Origin of the sequence: Anaerospora hongkongensis (assembly GCF_004339805.1) — a bacterium.
In the GTDB taxonomy this organism is placed as follows: domain Bacteria; phylum Bacillota; class Negativicutes; order Sporomusales; family DSM-15969; genus Anaerospora; species Anaerospora hongkongensis.
Genome location: NZ_SLUI01000007.1, coordinates 40550 through 61103 on the forward strand (window position 1 = coordinate 40550; position 20554 = coordinate 61103).

General features: G+C 43.3%; 16 protein-coding genes. All 16 read left to right on the plus strand.

What is annotated here, in order from left to right; translation table 11 throughout:
* The first annotated feature begins 1 nt into the window (after position 1).
* The gene (locus EV210_RS11310) at positions 2-733 is read left to right on the plus strand and encodes a DUF169 domain-containing protein (protein ID WP_132080213.1); all 732 of its coding nucleotides are present in this window, start codon (positions 2-4) and stop codon (positions 731-733) included.
* Positions 734-1353: 620 nt separating this feature from the next.
* The gene (gene pduL, locus EV210_RS11315; protein WP_132080216.1) at positions 1354-1944 is read left to right on the plus strand and encodes a phosphate propanoyltransferase; all 591 of its coding nucleotides are present in this window, start codon (positions 1354-1356) and stop codon (positions 1942-1944) included.
* Positions 1945-1971: 27 nt separating this feature from the next.
* The gene (locus EV210_RS11320) at positions 1972-2196 is read left to right on the plus strand and encodes a hypothetical protein (RefSeq protein WP_132080219.1); all 225 of its coding nucleotides are present in this window, start codon (positions 1972-1974) and stop codon (positions 2194-2196) included.
* 218 nt (positions 2197-2414) lie between these two features.
* Entirely contained in the window at positions 2415-4058 is a 1644-nt protein-coding gene (locus EV210_RS11325; RefSeq protein WP_132080223.1) for a sigma-54 interaction domain-containing protein, read from the plus strand.
* A 294-nt stretch (positions 4059-4352) separates the two neighbouring features.
* Complete coding sequence (locus EV210_RS11330; protein WP_132080226.1) at positions 4353-5522, plus strand: CaiB/BaiF CoA transferase family protein; 1170 nt, start codon at positions 4353-4355, stop codon at positions 5520-5522.
* A 22-nt stretch (positions 5523-5544) separates the two neighbouring features.
* The gene (locus EV210_RS11335) at positions 5545-7074 is read left to right on the plus strand and encodes an acyl-CoA carboxylase subunit beta (protein ID WP_132080229.1); all 1530 of its coding nucleotides are present in this window, start codon (positions 5545-5547) and stop codon (positions 7072-7074) included.
* An 8-nt stretch (positions 7075-7082) separates the two neighbouring features.
* Positions 7083-7991: an MBL fold metallo-hydrolase gene (locus EV210_RS11340; RefSeq protein WP_132080232.1), complete on the plus strand. Its 909-nt coding sequence runs from the start codon at positions 7083-7085 to the stop codon at positions 7989-7991.
* Positions 7992-8008: 17 nt separating this feature from the next.
* Positions 8009-9199, plus strand: a complete 1191-nt coding sequence (locus EV210_RS11345; RefSeq protein WP_165898879.1) for an acetate/propionate family kinase — start codon at positions 8009-8011, stop codon at positions 9197-9199.
* Positions 9200-9736: 537 nt separating this feature from the next.
* Entirely contained in the window at positions 9737-10093 is a 357-nt protein-coding gene (locus EV210_RS11350; RefSeq protein WP_132080238.1) for a MazG nucleotide pyrophosphohydrolase domain-containing protein, read from the plus strand.
* Between the two features lie 42 nt (positions 10094-10135).
* A complete protein-coding gene (locus tag EV210_RS11355; protein ID WP_132080241.1) occupies positions 10136-11071 on the plus strand; it encodes a CHAP domain-containing protein in 936 nt (311 codons plus the stop codon).
* A gap of 15 nt (positions 11072-11086) precedes the next feature.
* Positions 11087-11605 carry a DUF6933 domain-containing protein gene (locus EV210_RS11360; protein WP_424218038.1) on the plus strand — a complete coding sequence of 173 codons (519 nt, stop codon included), beginning with the start codon at positions 11087-11089 and terminating at the stop codon, positions 11603-11605.
* A gap of 952 nt (positions 11606-12557) precedes the next feature.
* Positions 12558-15464 (plus strand): AAA domain-containing protein, encoded by a 2907-nt coding sequence (locus EV210_RS11365; protein ID WP_132080247.1) that lies wholly within the window; start codon positions 12558-12560, stop codon positions 15462-15464.
* Between the two features lie 242 nt (positions 15465-15706).
* The gene (ppsA, locus tag EV210_RS11370; RefSeq protein ID WP_132080250.1) at positions 15707-18325 is read left to right on the plus strand and encodes a phosphoenolpyruvate synthase; all 2619 of its coding nucleotides are present in this window, start codon (positions 15707-15709) and stop codon (positions 18323-18325) included.
* Between the two features lie 96 nt (positions 18326-18421).
* A complete protein-coding gene (locus tag EV210_RS11375; protein ID WP_132080253.1) occupies positions 18422-18727 on the plus strand; it encodes a hypothetical protein in 306 nt (101 codons plus the stop codon).
* A gap of 180 nt (positions 18728-18907) precedes the next feature.
* Positions 18908-20032 (plus strand): radical SAM protein, encoded by a 1125-nt coding sequence (locus tag EV210_RS11380; protein WP_132080256.1) that lies wholly within the window; start codon positions 18908-18910, stop codon positions 20030-20032.
* A gap of 131 nt (positions 20033-20163) precedes the next feature.
* Complete coding sequence (locus EV210_RS11385) at positions 20164-20481, plus strand: TIGR04076 family protein (protein ID WP_132080260.1); 318 nt, start codon at positions 20164-20166, stop codon at positions 20479-20481.
* Positions 20482-20554: the final 73 nt, after the last annotated feature.

The following is a 20554-nucleotide window of genomic DNA, read 5'->3' on the forward strand; positions in this document are numbered from 1 at the left end:
CATGGAAAGCCGCCTGGCAAAAGAATTGAGCCTGCGTTATGAACCAGTAGCTGTTTTGCTTAGCAACAACAAGGTTGAAGGGGCAATGCAGAGCAAAGCGGGGCAATGGAGCTGTACAATTCCATTGATGATTGCGGCAGCCAAAGGGAAAACAGCCGTTTTTGAACGGCAAACAACAGGCTGCAAAGGTGGTAAAGTAGGCTTAGGGTTTGGTCACTATTCGAATTACCCGGGAGGAATTGAGTACTTCTTGTCAGTAGGCAAAAGCGGCTTATTCGAAGGAGAAGGGTATAAAAAGAATCCAGAGCTAGGTGCAGAATTTGTGGAGTGTTTACCAATAACGGATATTCCGTATCAGTACGTTATATTTAAGCCGTTAGCACAAATCGATCAGCATCAGGATATACCGGAGCTAGTCGTATTCTATGTGAATACGGATCAGTTGTCAGCGCTTACCGTACTGGCAAACTATTTCCGGCCAGGCAAGGAAAATGTAATGATTCCATTTAGCTCAGGCTGTCAATCGCTATTTTTGCTTCCCTACGCTGAAGCTAAGAAGGAGAACCCCAGAGCCGTGGTAGGCTTGACCGATATTACCGTGCGACCAATGATCGAGCCTGATATGCTGTCATTTACGGTACCTTATCAAATGTTTTTGGAAATGGAAGCAAACATAGCAAAAAGCTTTTTGGAAAAGGAAGTCTGGCATAAGGTAGCAGCGCGAAGAAAATGATTTGATACGCAATCTAAATGCTCTTTTCGAGCACAATTTGACTATTATTTTTCTTGAAGATTTGCACTAAATATGTTATTATCTAAGTAAGCACCATCCTTATAGCAAACTAGTATCAGCCCAGCAATTTCAGAGTCAAGGTTTTCTGAAGTGGTCGAGTGGTTCGTATTCTAGAGCGGGATGTGTTTTTTGTTTACCCAGGAGTATTGATCGGAATGTAGGGACTGTTTGAAACAAGTTTTTTCAGTGTTTGATTTGGAATTTGTTTAGGTGAATTCAAATTATTCAAGATCGGAATAGGTTGTTTGAGATTGTCGTGTACCGAAAGGCTATAGGGATGGTGCGAAATAAATAGTAGAGTGATTAAGGGGACAGGAGCATTGACAGTATAGTCGATGCTCCTGTCCCCTTTAACAATGTAATACTTCATTTTATGTAAGGGTGGACATTTGGGGACGTTCCTTTTTTGACAACTTTTCTATTTCCTCATTGGCAAATTCTCTAATTTGGGGGACATTTGTCATTTACCCTTTTTGGTTTTACTGTTTCAGTTTGCTTTGGTGTTGGCATAAATATTGCACTAGTTTAATTTCATAGAATAAACAGGAGGTATTGATGGTATGGCTTACAAAGTGAAATTGGGAATTTCAGCCCGCCACATCCACTTGAGTCTAGGCGATTTTGAGAAGCTGTTTGGACTAGGTGCAGTTCTTCATCCAGTTAAAGCTCTGAGGCAGCCTGGCCAATACGCCAGTGAAGAACGAGTTGATATTTTTACTTCAACAGGCGCAATCCATGGATTGCGAATATTAGGGCCTGTCCGGCAACAAACTCAAATCGAACTGGCACCTGCTGACGCCCGAAAAATAGGCTTAAATCCACCAGTGCGGGATTCGGGGGATCTGGCAGGAACTCCGGGAGTCACGATTGCAGGCCCTCAAGGTCAGGTCGTAATTTCGGAAGGCGTTATTATTGCGTCCCGTCACATTCACCTTGACACCGCTACTGCCGCTGAGCTGAAGGTAAAAGATAAGGACCTTGTAAAAGCTCGTATTAAGGGCAAACGCTGCGTAGTTTTTGAAGATGTTTTGATTCGGGTACGTGATGATTTTATGTCGGAAATGCATATTGATACAGACGAAGGAAATGCTTGTTTGGCTGAGAATGAAGAAATGGTAGAGGTAATTTTAAGCGCAGCGCGGCAGTACTGAAAAATCGGAAAGAGGGGGAACTAAAGAGTGGAAAACTGTAGGGAAGTAACCCGGGACATCGTAGTCAAGATGATTGAACATGGCAGTTTTGACGAATTGCCAACAGCAGCCAGCGAAGCTGGAACTTTCCAGAGCAGTCAACTGATGGCAATGCAAATTTGCAAGGTCTATGAAATGCTGTTTGAAACTATTTCGAGAATGGAAAGCAGCAGCCAAGACCAGGAGCTTTATTTAGCAGAAAATCAAACATAGGCTTGGTAGAACGTAGAAACTACAGGCATAAAAAACGCAAGCTGACCGCTAAGGGACAAAGGCTTGCGTTTTTGTATCGACATGCCTTTAGCGATGCTTTTTGCCTCCTAGCTTTTGGCACGAGATATGCACCGTAGAGATAATGTGCAATAAACAAAAAGAGGTGGCGATCAAGTGATATTGAATACAATGATCCGCTCCGGTCAGGAGGTCAATCTATGATTAATCGTACGGATAATCTATGCCATAATATAAATGCTACTCTGCAGGAAATTGTGTTGCTGCTGCTGCAAAGTGGCAGGGATAAATTCTATTTTGACTATCCCGGCAGCGAAGATAAGCAAGGGATTTTGGACGAGAAAGAAGTATTAGCGGCTTTTGCCGGCGGTGTACCGGGAACAGCTACATTGAAGGAGTTGGAGGCCAGCTATCGGCGGGAGATTAAGGGGAAAAACGAGACATTGTCAGCGGGACAACTTGTCGAATGTTATTTTAAAGAATTTTTGTTATCCGAACGGTTTATTGATATTCTCAATGCCATTCATAACGGAATCATGGTTGTGGACAAAGAGAATACCGTTACGTTTATTAATTCTGCTTATACTCGTTTGACCGGGGTTACTCCCGAAGATATGATTGGCCGAAATTTGTGTGAGGCTCGTCCGAGTGCTAAATTGCCGCAGGCTGTTTTTTCAGGTAAAACAATGTACGGTATTCATCGTAAAGTCGGAAAGGTAGAATATATTGTTGACTGTCATCCGATTATTGTTAGAGGGGTTATTTCAGGTGGAGTCTCAATTTTAAGAGACATCACAGAGCTGCAAAACCTGGTGGAGCGGCTCAGAAAATACCGGACAACGGTTAATACGTTAACTGGCCGCGTAAAGGAAGGACATAAGGCCAAATATACATTTGCCGATATCATCGGAGAAAGTCCGCTGTTGCTGAATGCTAAGAAACTGGCCGGTAAGGTCGCCGGTTCGGATATAAATGTCTTAATTATTGGTGAAAGTGGCACGGGCAAAGAACTTTTTGCCCATGCGATTCATAATGAAAGTCAGCGCAGGCAAGACGCCTTTGTAGTGGTTAATTGTGCATCCATTCCCAAGAATCTGCTGGAAAGTGAACTGTTTGGTTATGAGGCGGGTGCCTTCACGGGCGCTAGCAAATCCGGTAAAGCGGGACTACTTGAGATCGCGGACAGCGGAACGTTGTTTTTGGATGAAATTGGTGATATGGACCTGGAACTGCAAGCGAAACTGTTACGGGTTCTTCAACTTGGACAGTATCAGCGAGTCGGCAGTACAGAAACTTGTACTGTCGATGTGAGGATCATTGCAGCAACGAATCGCGATCTGGAGAAAATGGTGGAATTGGGGAATTTCCGCGGGGACTTTTACTATCGGCTAAATGTGGCGCAAATAAAAGTTCCTCCACTTAAAGACAGAAGTAGTGATCTGGATATACTGGCAAGGCATTTCTTAGAAAATGCTGACAAATATGGTATGGAATCAATTTCATTAGCTGACGAAACGATGGACATCCTCAGAGGTTACTCCTGGCCGGGAAATGTAAGGGAATTTGAGAATACCCTGAAGTTCCTTGCCAGTATTACTGATTCTCCTGTGATTGCGGCCAATAGTCTGCCGGATAGTTTTCTGCAGCGAATTGTCCGCTATAAGGATAATCCAACAAGTCAGGCAGGGCTGCTCTCTGAAGTAGTCGCTAGTAGTGAAGAGCAGCTGTTGATAAGGGCACTGAATTGCTTCGGACGAACGGTTGCCGGCAAAAGAGCTGCCGCAAAATCACTGGGGATTTCTCTGGCTACTTTGTATAACAAAATCAGCCACTATAATATATAAGTTTCTAGAAAATTCTAGAAATCCGGATAGGCGTTGTTCTCTGCGTTTCTAGAAAGTTCTAGAACTACTTAAATAAATGAATACAAAATAATCTTGCGAAGGCTGTCAATACGGGTATTGGCAGCCCTCATTTTTTTGGCATGCATTTTGCAATCTCTAAAGATAGAGCAGGACTTATTTCCGGAAATAAGTCCTGACGCAGAGTCTAATGAGGATGCATCTTTTTTAGTGTGAGCAATTTGTCGAGCTTAAGAACTACAAGCTAAAACGAAACTGTGAAAGGATGGAAGTCCTATGTTACCGTTAACTGGCATAAAAGTGGTTGATTTAACCCGGGTAGTGGCCGGACCGGTTTGTACACTAAATTTGGCTGAAATGGGAGCTGAAGTGATCAAGATTGAGGCTCCGGGCAAGGGAGATGACACGCGGGCGACACCACCTTTTATCAATGGTGAAAGCACTTGGTTCATGATGATGAATTGCAATAAAAAAAGTATTACCTTAGACCTTAAAAGTCAGGAAGGCAAAGAAGTGGTTTGGCGGCTTATTGATCAGGCGGATGTATTTGTTCAAAACTTCCGGCCCGGTGTTGCTAATCGACTGGGATTTAGCTACGAAGCCGTAGTGGCTAGAAATCCCCGCATGATTTATTGCTCTATTTCAGGGTACGGCAGTGACGACGAAAGAGGAGCATATGATCCCGTTATTCAGGGAGAATCGGGGTTTATGTCGGTTACCGGAGATCCGCATGGAGAGCCCATGAAAGTTGCCGTCCCGATTTGTGACTTGGTGAGTGCCTTATATGCCGTACAAGGGATACTGTATTCTCTCATTCAAAGGGATAAGACCGGCCGGGGGCAGCATATCGATATCAGTATGTTAAGTGCCATGATATCGCTGTTTCATTTACCGGGCAGTAAATATTTGGGCACAGGGCAAAATCCTCCCCGTATGGGAAATGCTCATCTGGCATTTGCCCCCTACCGGATGTTCTCTACGTCTGATGGCTATATCGACATAGCTTGCGGCAATGACTCTTTATACGGTAAGTTTTGCGATGCTCTTGAACTAGGCCAGTTAAAAGATGATCCCCGTTACTTAAAAAATAAGGACCGCATGGCAAACCGGGATCAGCTTAACCAGATCCTGGAGCCTGTTCTACAGAAAAAAGACACGGCCAAATGGTGTGAGATCCTCACGAAGGCCGGCGTTCCCAGCGGTCCGATACGCACCACTGTCGATATTTTTACAGATCCGGTTCTTCAACAAAAGGGAGATATCATCGATATAGAACATAGCAAGGCCGGAAAAATAAAAATCGTGGGCAACCCTGTCAGGATGTCGGAGACCTCCGTTGAATACCGTCCGGCGCCGGAACTCGGTGCCAACAGCCGGGAAATTCTGCAAGAGTTGGGGTATAGCTCTCAGGAAATCTCCATGATGCAGGAAAATGGCATCAGCTAAATCATTATGTGGAGGTGTATGTATGGCTACCAATCTTGAAAAAATTCAGGATTTCAAAAAGAGACAGGAAATGATTAAGCTGGGAGGCGGTGTTAAGCGGATCGAGAAGCAACATGCGAACGGCAAGATGACTGCCCGCGAACGGCTGGATTTATTGCTTGATCCAGGATCCTTCGTTGAAATAGACCAGTTTGTCCGACATCGCTGCACTAATTTTGATATGGCCCAGACAGAGGCTTTGGGGGATGGTGTTGTCACTGGCTACGGCACAATTGAGGGCAGGCCGGTAGCCGTGTTCGCTCAGGACTTCACCGTTCTTGGCGGCTCTCTCGGTGAGATGCATGCGGCAAAAATTGTGAAAGTGCAAGAATTGGCGATGAAATCGGGGATACCCATGATCGGTCTCAATGACTCGGGGGGTGCACGGATCCAGGAGGGAGTAGATTCTTTATCCGGCTATGGCAAGATATTCTACAATAATACCCGGGCATCCGGAGTTATCCCGCAGATATCGGTAATCATGGGACCCAGTGCCGGCGGGGCGGTATATTCACCTGCGCTGACCGATTTTATTTTTATGGTGAAAGGCACAGGCCAAATGATGATTACCGGGCCGCAGGTGGTTAAGTCGGTAACAAATGAAACCATTACCCATGAGGCCTTGGGTGGGGCGATGACGCATAATGCAGTGTCGGGAGTGGCGGACTTCGCAGCCGAAACTGATCAGGATTGTTTAAGTCAGGTGCGCGATCTGTTAAGCTTTCTGCCAGGCAATAATCTCGATAGCGCTCCGAGAAAGGAAACAAATGATGCCCCGAACCGGACTGATAGGGAGCTTAATCATGTAATTCCGGATGATTCTAACCAGCCCTATGATATGAAACAGGTAATTCATTCGATTGTTGACGATGGATTATTTTATGAAGTGAAAGAGCTTTATGCGAGGAATATGATTATCGGCTTAGCGAGGCTGAATGGCCAAAGCGTAGGTATTATTGCGAACCAGCCTTCTTTTATGGCCGGCTGCCTGGATATCAATGCATCGGATAAGGCGGCCCGCTTTATCCGGTTCTGTGATGCCTTTAACATTCCGCTGCTGAATCTTGAGGATGTACCGGGGTTTATGCCAGGTTCGGATCAGGAGCATGGCGGCATTATACGGCATGGGGCAAAAATGCTCTACGCCTATGCCGAAGCGACAGTACCCAAAGTTACCCTGATTACCCGAAAGGCTTATGGCGGAGCTTATAAGGCAATGTGTAATAAAGAAATGGGCGCTGACCAGGTGATCGCCTGGCCTTCGGCTGAAGTCGCTGTTATGGGGGCTGCCGGGGCTGCCAATATAATCTTTCGCGGTGTTGAGAACCTCAAAGAAAAGATTGCCGAATATGCGGCGGAATTTGCATCTCCTTACAAGGCAGCGGAGCGGGGATACATTGACAGAATTATTGAACCAAGTGAAACTCGCCCTGCCGTCATCAGTGCCTTCACCATGCTGGTAAACAAGCATGAAACGACGCCAAGCAGAAAACATGGTAATATACCGCTGTAGGGCAGGGGATGAAACTGCTTGCGTTACGGAAAAACGTTTTTTATATAAGCGGCATCCTGAACATAGGTGTTATTGCAAATGAGCGGGATGAGGTACTCTTGATCGATGCAGGCCTTGATGAGCGAACTGCCCGCCGGGTGAAAGTTGTATTGGAGGAATGCAACTTTCAGCTCAAAGGGATAGTCATTACCCATGCTCACGCCGACCATTTTGGTGGCGCCTGCTGCCTCGCAGAACAATTGGGGGCCCGGATATATTCCAGTGAAGTGGAAAAGGGAGTAATTAATACCCCCATACTGGAGGCTGTAAGCTTATTTGGCGGGGCTTATCCGCCAGCAGAGCTTAGGCGTAAGTTTTTTTACGCACCTAAGGTTGCAGTGCATGGAACGGTTTCACCCGGCAGAGCAGAGATCGAGGGATTTCCATTAGAAGTTGTTGATTTAAGCGGGCATACGTTAGGGCAAGTCGGGGTTGCTGTTGAGAAGGTGTTATTTTGTGCCGACTCCATAGCAACTTCCGGCCAAATTCACAAACAAGGTATTCTCAAACATGCAAATATTGAGCAGGCCTTACAGACCTGCGAGAGATTAAAATTCCGCAAGGAGCTTATTTTTGTTCCTTCCCATGGGCCTGTTCTGGATACTATCAGTCCATTGATTGCCGAAAACCAGGCGTCGATCAATCATATAGTAACCCTTATTTTAAATATGACTGACAAGCCCGCTACTGTTGAAGACTTATTGGCGCAAATTTGCGCAAAAAAAGCTGTGACGATAAAAAGCTTATCGCAATACTACGTTTTGCATTTAAGTATGCTGGCATATCTGGGATACTTACTGGACCATGCCCGGATCGCAGTGATTTATCGTGACAACAAACAGTTCTTTCAGCGAACGCTCCCTGGAATAACCCAATAATAAGGAGAGTGGTTCTGGTGCTCATTCTTGTATGTAATGTTGGCAGTACTTCCTTAAAATATAAACTGTTTAACATGCCCGATCCTACTATTATGGTCGAAGCTAAGATAGAGCGGGTAGGTAGCCGGGACAGTGCCGTATTTACTTATCAAAACCATATAAACGGAGCCAAAGAGGAGATGTCCGGACTTTGCGTGCCCGGCTACACGGAAGGCATTAATCTCTTTCTGGAATATCTTACTGATACGAAAATGGGTGCCATACAAAGTATGGAAGCAGTGGAAGCGATCGGTTTCAAAACTGTCATTGCCAAAGGTTATTATGGGATACACGAACTCACCGGTGAAGTAATTGCGGCCATGGAAGCATATAACCGTGTGGCACCGGCTCATAACCCGCCATACATTGAAGCCATCAAAAAATTCAAAGAAATTTTACCGGGAAGGCTGCTGGTTGGAGTTTTCGAGACCGCCTTCCACACGACGATCCCTTTGGCAAGAAAAATGTATGCCATTCCTTACGAATGGTATACGAAGTACGGTATTCAGCGTCTTGGCTTTCACGGTGCCTCCCATGGTTACATTGCCCGTCAGGTGCAAAAGCGGGTAGGTGGGGAATGTAAACTGATCTCTTGTCATTTAGGGGGAAGCGGCTCGCTGTGTGCTATTCAAGATGGTATGTCAGTAGATACAAGCTTCGGCTTTTCTCTGCAAACCGGGACTCCCCATGCTAACCGGGCCGGAGATTTAGATGCCTATATCATTCCGTATCTGTTGGGACAGGGAGTATCTCTCGATGAGATACTCCAGGGAATTGACAAGCAGGGCGGATTATTAGGCGTTTCCGGTATAAGCAATGATCTGCGTGATATCGAGGAAGCTGCAAAAGACGGTAATGAACGGGCAAAGCTGGCAATTGATGTATTCTGCGAGAGTATTGTCAAATATATTGGGGCCTTCTACGCAATTTTAGGAGGCTTGGACTATTTGGTTTTTACCGGCGGTATTGGGGAGAATTCCTCCCTCATCAGACACCAGGTTTGTACCAGTCTTGCTCATTTCGGAATTGAATTAGACGAGGCTGCTAATATAAAAGGGGCCAAAGATAGGATTATTTCCTCGAGCCGCTCTCGGGTGAAGGTTGGCATCATCCCCACCAATGAAGAAGTAGGGATAGCACAAGATATATTTAGCAATTTCTCGAAATAGCTACTTACGGTACCTTACCAACTATTTTGGTAATGGAAGTGAACATAGAAAAAGCTTCTTGGAAAAAGTAGTTTAGCGTAAGGTTGCAGCCATAATAAAATAGTGCTAAAAAACTCCTGTAAATTCAAAGGTAATTTACAGGAGTTCTTTTTAGATTAGAGAAACCTTATTATGGACACTTGGGGACGGTCCTTTTTTGTCAATAAACGCATTTTTAATAAAAACGTCTTTTGCTGCTGAGACGGTAATTCAACACCGGCAAAGATCGAATTTATGAGAGATGCAAAGGTAAATGGTTATTTGCACGCTCTGGTAGGGACAAGGGGGACAGGTTTGTTGTCCCAGCAAAAATTAAGCTCTGCGCGCAGAGAAGGCGATAATATTTTACACTTTTACTTAGAATGTATGCTGCCCATACCCTGTTAAAAGTTGACAAAAAAGGACCGTCCCCAAGTGTCAAAAAGGACCGTCCCCAAGTGTCCCAAATGCCTAACGTAAGGTTAAACGTTTTTTGTCTCAATAAGTGGAGGATTCAGCATGAAAACTGTTAAAACACAAGAGGAATTACTAACTGGACTTACAACTGAGGCAACTGTCAATGAATTACAGGAATATTTTAAAGAGATATTGGAACTCAGAGGCTTTAATAATCAAACCGCAAAAGATAAAATGCTTTTGCTGACTGAAGAAATCGGGGAATTAGCAAAGGCTCTGAGAAAAGAGGATCATTCCCTTACGATAGACCGAACGCGAATTGGTAATTACCAAGCGATAGAAAGTGAGATTGCCGATGTAGGAATTGTGCTGATTTCGCTTTGTAATGTCCTCAATATTAATCTGTTTGAGTCGATAATTGAGAAGGAAAAGAAGAACATCGAGAGAAAGTGGAGTTAGTAGGCTGCCTGTATATTCATTGGCATAGGAGCGGATGTCATCATGAGGAAAAGTGTACTGCTTACGTTGCTGTTCTTTATTTGTTTTTCTAATAATGTATTTGCAGAAGATTGGCATAGCCTACCCGATGGCATCTGTGCCAGATATGCTGCTCAGGAATTTGCAAAAATTGCTCCTTCACCTGGTGTTAATTGGTTGAATTATAATTATGATTGGCTTATACAAGCCGAAGCGGCAGGATGGGTTGTAAAAACGACAGTACGTGACGTTATGGTTGGAGCGATTGCAGAATGGCAGGGGCTTGAACGTGATGGAGGACATGTTGCTATCGTAAGAAAAGTGTTGTCAGATCGAATTATTGTAGAAGAGCAGAATATTGGCAGTATAACCGGCAGTCTGAAATACACGTTTCAAGGCATTCACTATAACAGTCAGGTAACGAGTGGCTGGGGAACAGTGACAATACGGGCAATCAAGTATGAAGACATGTTGAGAATGGATACAAAGAAATTTATGGGGTATATCTGGCCAGTTCGAAAAAGTGAGTATGAGAAAGAGCCGGCTAAATATCAGATTTCGTTCGTAGAACAAATGAATAGTAAAGAACCACTATATAAAGGATTTAAAGAGTATTGGGCCCCAGCATATGCACTAAAAGAGTTTGATAAAATAGTCCCGGAACCTGGTGTAAACTGGAGGGGAAACGTACGCGACTGGGTAAAAAATTCTGCAGCAGCGGGATGGATTACAAAAAACGATCCTTCAGATGCCCGGATTGGAGCATTGGTAATTCGCTATAATTTTGCTAAAGACTGGGCAAAGGTAGGAATTGTCAGAGGTATGAAGAATAATATCCTTTCTATTGATACACGAAAAGCTAATCTTTATCCTGTAAGTGAAGAACTGCGAATAGACGATTTGAGAATAGATAAAGAAGGCTACACTTTTTTAGGTTATATTTGGCCAGAAAGACTTTAAAAATTGAGAGGCATTATGTTTTTAGAATGCACTAAGAAGTTAATAGACGTGTTGAACATTCGAGTGACTGATATTACACCTTTGAGGCGGGAGCCATTATATGAATGGCATGCCAATCTGTTTTTGTTTAACAGGCATAAGGGTGTTATTATGATGAATAATCAGACTCGGTACTCTGTTGTAATGTATGGCTTAAAAGCAAAGGAATTTAAGGAGTTTAATCATATTGCTTTAGCTGCAATTGAGAGGACCTTTTTAGCCGAAGGCTTTAGTGAAAAAGCAGTTGCACAGTATATCAAGAATTGCCAGGACGTGGTATTTACTAAAACTCATGACAGAAGTGTTATTTCACAAATGAATGATATGCTGCTTATCGCTTCTCACTGGATAAAAGATTATTTGCCATCTAAGGAGATTTGCATCGTTGATTTAAGCAAGCGCTTAGGAGAAGTTCCGGTAGGAAGCGTTAAATATGCTTATCCGATTGATCTTTTACGTCAAATAATAAATGACATTGATAGTAACGAAGCCTAGTTAGTCGGCAGTAAATTTCCAGATTACGACAGAGCATCCATAATGTCGCTGCGACATTTAATGGGTGCTTTACTATGCGGTTAAGGCTATACAAAACTACTTAGCGGGAAAACTACTAATAAAAATTGCCTGAGGAGAGTAATGAATGAGCGGCTTTGTGCTTGGCTTTCAAGATATTAATAAAACCAAACTTGGACATTTGGGGACGGTCCTTTTTTGTCAATAAAAGTATTTTTAATAAAAACGCAAGCTGATATTGCTATATCTAGAAAACATTAGTATATAGTTTGACTGTTATTGGTTCTTGAAGATTTGTATTGCATATGTTATTATTTAAGTAAGCACCATCCTTATAGCTAACTAGCATCAGCCCAGCAATTTCAGAGTCAAGGTTTCTGAAGTGGTCGAGTGGTTCGTGTTCTAGAGCGGGATGTGTTTTTTGTTTATCTGGAAGCATTGATCGGAATGTAGGGACTGTTTGAAACAAGTTTTTTCAGTGTTTGATTTGGAATTTGTTTAGGTGAATCCAATTTATTAAGCTCGGAATAGGTTGTTTGAGATTGTCGTGTACCGAAAAGGCTATAGGGATGGTGCGAAATAGTAGAGTGATTAAGGGACAGGAGCATTGACGTTATAGTCAATGCTCCTGTCCCCTTAATCATATAGGTGATGATAAAGGAGTTTACCAGCTTTATCCTGATGGACGTAAAGGATATATATAATTGTATGAACAAAGAAACTTTTGTAAATTCAGTGTGATTTACAGAAGTTTTTTATTCGAGGAGCTTTATTAGTAATTAATACATCATTACCTGCAAATTACGTAAGGATTGCAGGATATTTTAAAATTTTTTTGGAATGTATTTGTAGACATGCTAAACGAAAGCATAAATATAGGGAGCTTGTTTCGTTGTTTTAGATATCTGCGAGATGAGAGGAACATGGTGATAATTTGAATACTAAAATCAAGGATTTAACAAGCTACTTTCGGAGTACTGTTGCGGCAAGTGTAAATAGAAAAATTGAATTAAAAACATTGGACTATTATGATGTTGAACCAGCAAAGCTTAGTGAAGGAAAACTTGATGAATATATTTTTGAAAATCTGACCAGAAAAGAACAAGAAGATCGTAAGAAGGAAAGGAGCAAAAAACGGGACAGCATAAATGTCATTATTGTCCTTAAGACTATAAAAACAATTTTTGATAATCAGGCGAAAAAGGATAGTAGTGTAGAGGACTTAACAGGAATTTATTACATGCCTGCGATCCTTAAGAGAGATGGGACCTTATTATATGAACAAGAAAAAGTGCCATGGATACCTCGAGAGTTTCTTCAGCCCTTAGTCGAAGCGGATTTATCAATTGGTCACATACAGGATTATGACAAGTTTCTAAGCGATAATATGGGGCGGATCAATAAAATTGAAACTTGGGCAGATTATTTCAAACTTACAACAGATTTATATGAATATGTAACGAAAACCATTTTTTTCAGTGAGCTTCTTTTGGATATCGAATTAGAAAAACGGGCATACATCTTCGAGGATACAACGGTCAATGCTACACGTGCAATTCTAAAACTGTACGATGATCTATCAAATAAGGATTGCAAAGTACCGCTGTACGAAACTTTCATGCAGACGGACTTTGCAGCAACAGCTTCGTTGATTGGCAACGATCTTGAACGGATGCAAAAGCATTGCGGTCAGATGAATGGAGAGTACCCCTTATCACCATCACAGAGGGAGTGTATCAATCATTTTAGTTGTATGGAGAATGGAGAAATCCTGGCTGTTAACGGTCCTCCCGGTACAGGTAAAACAACGTTGCTACAGTCCATCGTTGCTAATTTAGTAGTAGAGAAAGCATTAAGAAAAGCAAAACCACCACTCATTGTAGCAGCATCTACCAATAATCAGGCAGTTACCAACATTATTGAATCTTTTGGGAAGATTAAGGTTATTGGCTATGGGAACCTTGAAGAACGCTGGATTGAGGGAGTAAAGAGTTTTGCCGTCTACTTTCCTTCAAAAAAACAAAAGAAGGCTGCAGAAAAAAACGGGTATCATTATACGTCTGCTACCGGCAGTAACTTCATCGAAGAAATAGAAACTGCTGAAAACCTGGCTAAATCAAAAGAAAAAATGGTGACACAATGCAGCTTGTATTTTAATCAACCTTTTAGCACTATCGATGAATGTCAGGGGAAAATTTATGACGCTTTATGCGAAGTAGACCATATTAGAAAAGATCTGTTGGAAATTGCTCATGAATTCAGCTCATTTAAGCGTCCAGAAGAAACGTTCCAGGAAGCGCTGGCTAATCTAGCACAGGAAAAGAAATGCTTAACCAGCGAGATAGAGCAGATCAAACATCGGTTGGTCGAATGGAAAAAGCATTTCGACAGTATTCCTATGCTATATAAGCTATTCTCGTTCCTAACCAGTTTTAAAGACAAAATAGCTGTTAAAAATAGATTGTTCATTTCAATAGAAGAAGATTTTATCGAAGAAAGCATGAGCTATGCGCAAATAGAAGAAAAATACAGTCTAAAATATAAGACTTATAAAAATAAGCTTGGGGAAGTAACGGATTTTTCTAGGAAAATTGAACAGTTACAGGAACGGTTTGAAAAAAATAAAGACGTCCTGCAGGCGCTGCATATTGACGTATTTGCCCAAGAAAAGAAAACGTGTGTAAAGAACGCAGAGCACCTAAATGAAACTACGGATAAAAATCTAAAGTATGTAGCATTCTGGCTGGCTATTCACTACTATGAGTGCAGATGGCTTAAAGGCGAAGATTCATTATCAGAGAAGCAAAAGACCAAAACATACAAGAATGTTTTGCAGAAATTGTACAATCGCTTAAGTATGGTTACCCCCTGCTATGTTATGACCTTTTATCAGCTGCCAAAGAACTTTCGGTCTCAGGAAAAGGAATATCTCTATAACCATATTGATCTGCTTATTGTTGATGAGGCCGGACAAGTCTCGCCGGAAATCGCTGCAGGTTCTTTTTCGCTAGCTAAAAATGCAGTTGTCGTAGGCGATATTCATCAAATTGAGCCGGTATGGAGTGTTAGCAACACAGTAGATAAGTCACTGGCACTAAGCTGCGGAGCCATTACTAGCATATCCCAATTCGAAAAACTCAAAGAGCTTGGCTTAAATTCATCTGATTCCAGTGTAATGCAGGTTGCAGCTAAAAGCTGCCGATATAAGAAATTCCATACGAGAGGTCTGTTTTTGAGTGAACATCGCCGCTGTTATGATGAGATCATCGCGTATTGTAATGATCTTGTCTACCAAGGGAACTTGGAACCCCTGCGAGGGTGCAGTGCAGCAGACAAAAAATATCAATTGCAAGCAATACCCCAAATGGGGCATAGACAAATTACAACTGAATACTCAAGCAAAAAGGGCGGCAGTCGCTTTAATCAAGTGGAAGCAGCTGAAATAGCAAGATGGATTCATGAGAACTTTCAAATAATCCAAGCGGCATATCCTAATGTAGCGCAGCAAAATTTAATTGGGGTTATAACTCCGTTTAAAGCACAGGTAAATTGCATTAAAAACGAAATAAAGAAACTATTACCTGAAGATATTGCTAAAGCGGTTGGTGTGGGAACCGTCCATGCCTTCCAGGGGGCCGAAAAGCAGTTGATTATCCTTTCGACGGCATACGGGAGAGAAGAGGGCTGTTACTTCATTGATGCAAATAAGAGTATGCTAAATGTTGCAGTTTCCCGCGCGAAAGACAGCTTTTTAGTATTTGGCAACCTAGATTCTTTACAAAATGATAAAAGCAGTGCGAGTGGGCTGTTGAAGCAGTATGTCAGAAATAATGCGATTTGACAAAAACGGAACATAAAAGATAGTGTATAATATAAAAGTTGACAAAAAAGGAACGTCCCCAAGTGTCCATAAATGACATTGATAATAATGAAGCCTGGTTGGTCGGCAGCAAAGTTCCAGTATAACGGAACACTCATAAATGTCGTTGCGGCATTTATGAGTGTTTTATTATGCTATTTATGGCTATACAAAACTACCTAGCGGGGAAACTATTAATAAAAATTGCCTGAGGAGAGAAATGAATGAGCAGCTTTGTGCTTGGCTTTCAAGATATTGATAAAACCAAACTTGCGGTTGCTGGAGGGAAGGGCGCCAATCTTGGCGAGCTTTCCAGCATCGAAGGGCTACACGTGCCCGCTGGCTTTTGTATTACGACAGAAGCCTATAAAAAAATCATCGAAGAAACACCGGCGATGAAGGAATTACTGAAACAGTTATCGCTGCTAACGGTTGGCGAACGGGATAAAATCGTTAAGCTTAGCAGTGAGATACGCCAGGTCATCGAGGGAGCTTCACTTCCGCAAGACCTGCAGGCAGAGATCACCCAGTATCTTGCGGGTTTCGGTCAAAACAATGCGTATGCAGTACGCTCCAGTGCAACGGCGGAAGATTTGCCGACAGCCTCTTTTGCAGGCCAGCAGGATACGTATCTAAACATTAGCGGCAAGGAGGCAATCCTTACGCATATCCGAAAGTGCTGGGCCTCGCTGTTTACCGAGCGGGCCGTCACGTACCGCCTTCAGAACGATTTCGACCACCGGAAGGTTCATCTGGCGGTGGTCGTACAAAAGATGGTTTTCCCTGAGACGGCAGGGATTATGTTTACGGCCGATCCCGTCACTTCCAATCGGAAAGTTGTATCCATCGATGCCAGCTTTGGGCTTGGTGAGGCCTTAGTCTCAGGCCTGGTCAATGCAGATACCTATAAAGTACGCGACGGCAGGGTAATCGATAAAAAGATATCCACTAAGAAGCTGGCTGTTTATCCTTTACCGGACGGCGGTACGCACGAGCAGGCGCTTGCACCTGTGCTGCAGAACCAGCAAGCGATGACAGAGGAGCAGATTCTCAACCTAGCGCGCATCGGCAGGCAGCTGGAAGCGCATTTTGGCTGTCCCCAGGATATCGAATGGTGTGTGGCTGATGGTAGTATTTATATCGTTCAGTCTCGTCCCATCACCACTTTATACCCCATTCCGGAAGTGAACGATGAGGACAATCATGTCTATGTATCGGTCGGCCATCAGCAAATGATGACCGATGCCATGAAACCGTTAGGGCTGTCTTTTTTCCTGTTAACTACCTCTGCCCCTATGGTGCAAGCCGGTGGCCGGTTATTTGTCGATGTCGCCTATAATCTGGCTTCACCGAGCAGCCGGGACATGATTATCAATGTTTTGGGCCAATCCGATCCGCTCATTAAGGATGCTTTGATCAGCATCATGGAGCGAGGCGATTTTATCAAGTCACTCCCCCATGAGGAAAAAACGCCGAACTCCGGCAAAAGCAAAAAGATTATGCTGCCGGAGGGATTTCGGGGGCAGTTTGAATGCGATCCGGCCATTGTTGCGAATTTGATTGAAAGCAGCCAGGCTTCAATCGAACAGGTAAAACAAACGATCCAAACAAAATCAGGAACAGCTGTATTTGATTTTATTCTGGAAGATCTGGAGCAGCTAAAGAAGTGGATAACAGATCCGCAAAATTTGGGTGTAATTATGGCGGCTATCGATGCTTCAACCTGGATCAATGAAAAAATGCACCTGTGGCTGGGAGAAAAAAACGCAGCAGACACGCTTTCCCAATCGGTACCGAACAATATTACGTCGGCAATGGGGCTGGAGCTATTGGATGTGGCAGATGTGATTCGTCCGTATCCGGAAGTCATTGCCTATTTGCAGCAGGTAAAAGAAGAGGGCTTCTTAGAACAATTAGATAAGCTTAAAGGCGGACCGGAAACCCGGAAGGCTATCGAAGCCTATCTCACTAAATACGGCATGCGCTGTGCCGGAGAAATTGATATTACAAAACCGCGCTGGCGGGAAAAACCAGCGACCCTTATTCCTATGATTCTGAGTAACCTGAAAAACTTTGCGCCTAATGCCAGCAAGCGGAAGTTTGAGCAAGGGCGGCAGGAAGCTTTACAAAAGGAACAAGAGCTAGTCGAACGGCTGAAACAGCTGCCGGAGGGGGAGCAGAAAGCCAAAGAAACTAAACACATGATTGACTTAATCCGGACGTTCATCGGCTATCGGGAATATCCCAAATACGGCATGATTAACCGCTACTTCGTCTATAAGCAGGCTTTGCTGCAAGAAGCGGAACAACTGGTGCAAGCAGGCGTCCTTCGTGAAAAAGAAGATAGCTATTACCTCACTTTTGAAGAACTGCGCGAAGCAGTACGCTCAAGGAAAGTGGATTACCAGGTCATTAGCAAACGGCAGGAAGAGTACCAAGGCTATGAGAAACTAACTCCTCCGCGTGTTCTCACATCGGATGGGGAAGTCGTTACCGGTAAGTACAAGCGGGAAAACCTTCCCGCTGAAGCGCTGGCCGGGCTAGCTGTTTCTGCCGGTGTGATAGAGGGACGGGCCCGTGTCATAGTCAACATAGCGGATGCTGACCTGTCAGAAGGCGATATATTAGTCACTGCCTTTACAGACCCCAGCTGGACCCCGTTGTTTGTATCGATAAAGGGCCTGGTCACCGAAGTGGGCGGACTGATGACCCATGGTGCCGTTATTGCCCGGGAATATGGGCTGCCGGCAGTTGTGGGAGTGGAAAATGCTACTAAGCTGATCAAGGATGGACAGCGCATCCGGGTGAATGGATCTGAAGGCTATGTAGAGACGTTAGGATAAAATAAAAGCGGCAGGCTTGGCTCCCGTGCTGAAAAATAGGTTATCCATTGGGGTAAGTCATCATATAGTTATAGAAACGGTTTATGGTGGGTTGCCATGGAAGAATCAATTTTCTATTCTCTGGACTCTGAACAGCAGGTACTGCTCGCAGCTTTACTCGCGATCATCGTATCGGAAAACCTTAACGAAAACCAGCTCAATATTTTGGGCAACTTTGTGGAAGCAGTGGGGCAGAACATTTTGCTGATCCAAGCGATTGTATCATCGAATCCGTCCACGACAGAACCGGATAGTTCTTCAACGACAGAAGTGCAAAATCTGCAAGAAAACATGAACCGGTTACAGCAGGAATTAGAAACTATGAAGTGCAAGTTAGCCGCCTTAGAAGGAAAACAGGAATAAGGTAGGTTGCTGCCAATCATGGAATATGGTTGGCAGCATTTTTTATACAATTGCAGGCAAATCAGGGGCTTTTTTGACATTACTGGCAACATTGTTGAAAACTGCTGCATAACCCAGTATAATTTAAAATGCTATAGAGATTGGTTAGCTACGTATATTAAATAGATAGGCGGATACATAATGAAAATTTCTAAGAATGATGCATTAATCTGGTTTGATTATTTTTCCCAAATGCCTGAGGATGAGGAAATTACCGTAAAACATGAAGAAATCATTTTCGCTACTTTTGCGCAGATTGAAGCAGCAGTTGAGCATAGAAATGAATTGCTAATAGCAGAAATTAAAGGCTTAAAGACGTTAGAAAACCGAACTTACTATGTGGGCAATGAAAGCAAATTCGCCCAGGGCTGTCGTTCCTGTCTGCTGGGCACTGGTTTGAGTGCCATCAGAAAAACGAACAAATGCAATTTAGAGTGCAAGTTCTGTTATAACTACGGCGAACTGGATGCCATTCATCCGGTTGGTGAAGGCATGTGGGAAATTGGCGGCACAAAGTTTTACGAGAAAGATATTGATCTGCTGCTGTCCATTCATCAAAAGCCTACCGGCATTTCTTACGTCTACTTAGAACCGTTTATGGAAATTGAAAAGTACTATTCGATGATAAAGAAGTTTCATGCTGCTGGCATTCATCAGCACTTATACACCAATGGCACATTAGCCACCGAAGAAACCTTGAAAGCCTTAGGCGAAGCCGGTTTGGATGAGATCCGTTTCAACCTGGGTGCTTCCAACTGTGCGGACAAAGTAATAGAGAATATTGGTTTAGCGAAAAAATACATTAAGAGCGTAGGAATTGAAACCCCGATGACGCCTGAGTTTTTCAAAGCGTTTTTTAAGAAACAGCAAGCCATCTTTGCAACAAAGCTTGATTTTATCAACTGTGCGGAATTGCATTTAAATGAGAATAACATCAACAATTACTATGGCGAGAACATGTATATTGCGCGCCAAGGCTATATATCGCCAATTTGGAGTCGGGAATTGACCCTGAAATTCATGAAAATAGCGGCAGAAGAAAACTGGGATATAGCAGTCCATGACTGCTCAAACTACACGAAGTTTGCCAGAAGCTTAAATCTGAGCAGCAAAACGGGCATGTGGTTTGGCGCCAGCAACTATGCCTGTGAATTCTCGATGATTCCTTACGAAATATTTTTACCGACCCTGAACGATGATGAGTTCGAATTTTTAGAGGAAGAAGAATTGCCTGAGGGCTATAAGCCGGAGCTTATGGAGTTTTAGCAGGGCAGCGTCACCCTGTACGCAGATGGGGTGACGCTTTTTTTGTTCAGAAGGAGCTTCAGTAGTCAGCAAAGAAATAGATATTCAGAATTCAGACATCAGTATAAAGAAGAGAAAAGGGGTAGTACATAATGGCAAGCACGACATACCGGGATGTAAAAATAACGGTGCTCAAAAAACTGGAAGTCCCAGATATTCATAAAGAGTATGCTGCTGAGGGGGTTCATACTCAATGTGCTAAGTATAAAGAAGGCCATGAGTATATCTGTAAAAACGTTGTCAAACCCGAAGGCTTTTGCTCCTGGGCCTGGGTGGCTGTGCAGGATAAGGTCGTCTTTTTAGCTTTAGGGCATGATTATCCCTGGGTAAAACAAGCCGGTACCGAGATCGTCTGCTGTGCTGACGGGCTGCATCCTGTTCTTTATAAGTTAGAGCGCATAGATAACTAAGTGGCGGTAACGACTTCTAGAAAATCCTAGTAAAGCTAGGATTTTTTTGTTTATCCCGCTGCGTTCCGGACAT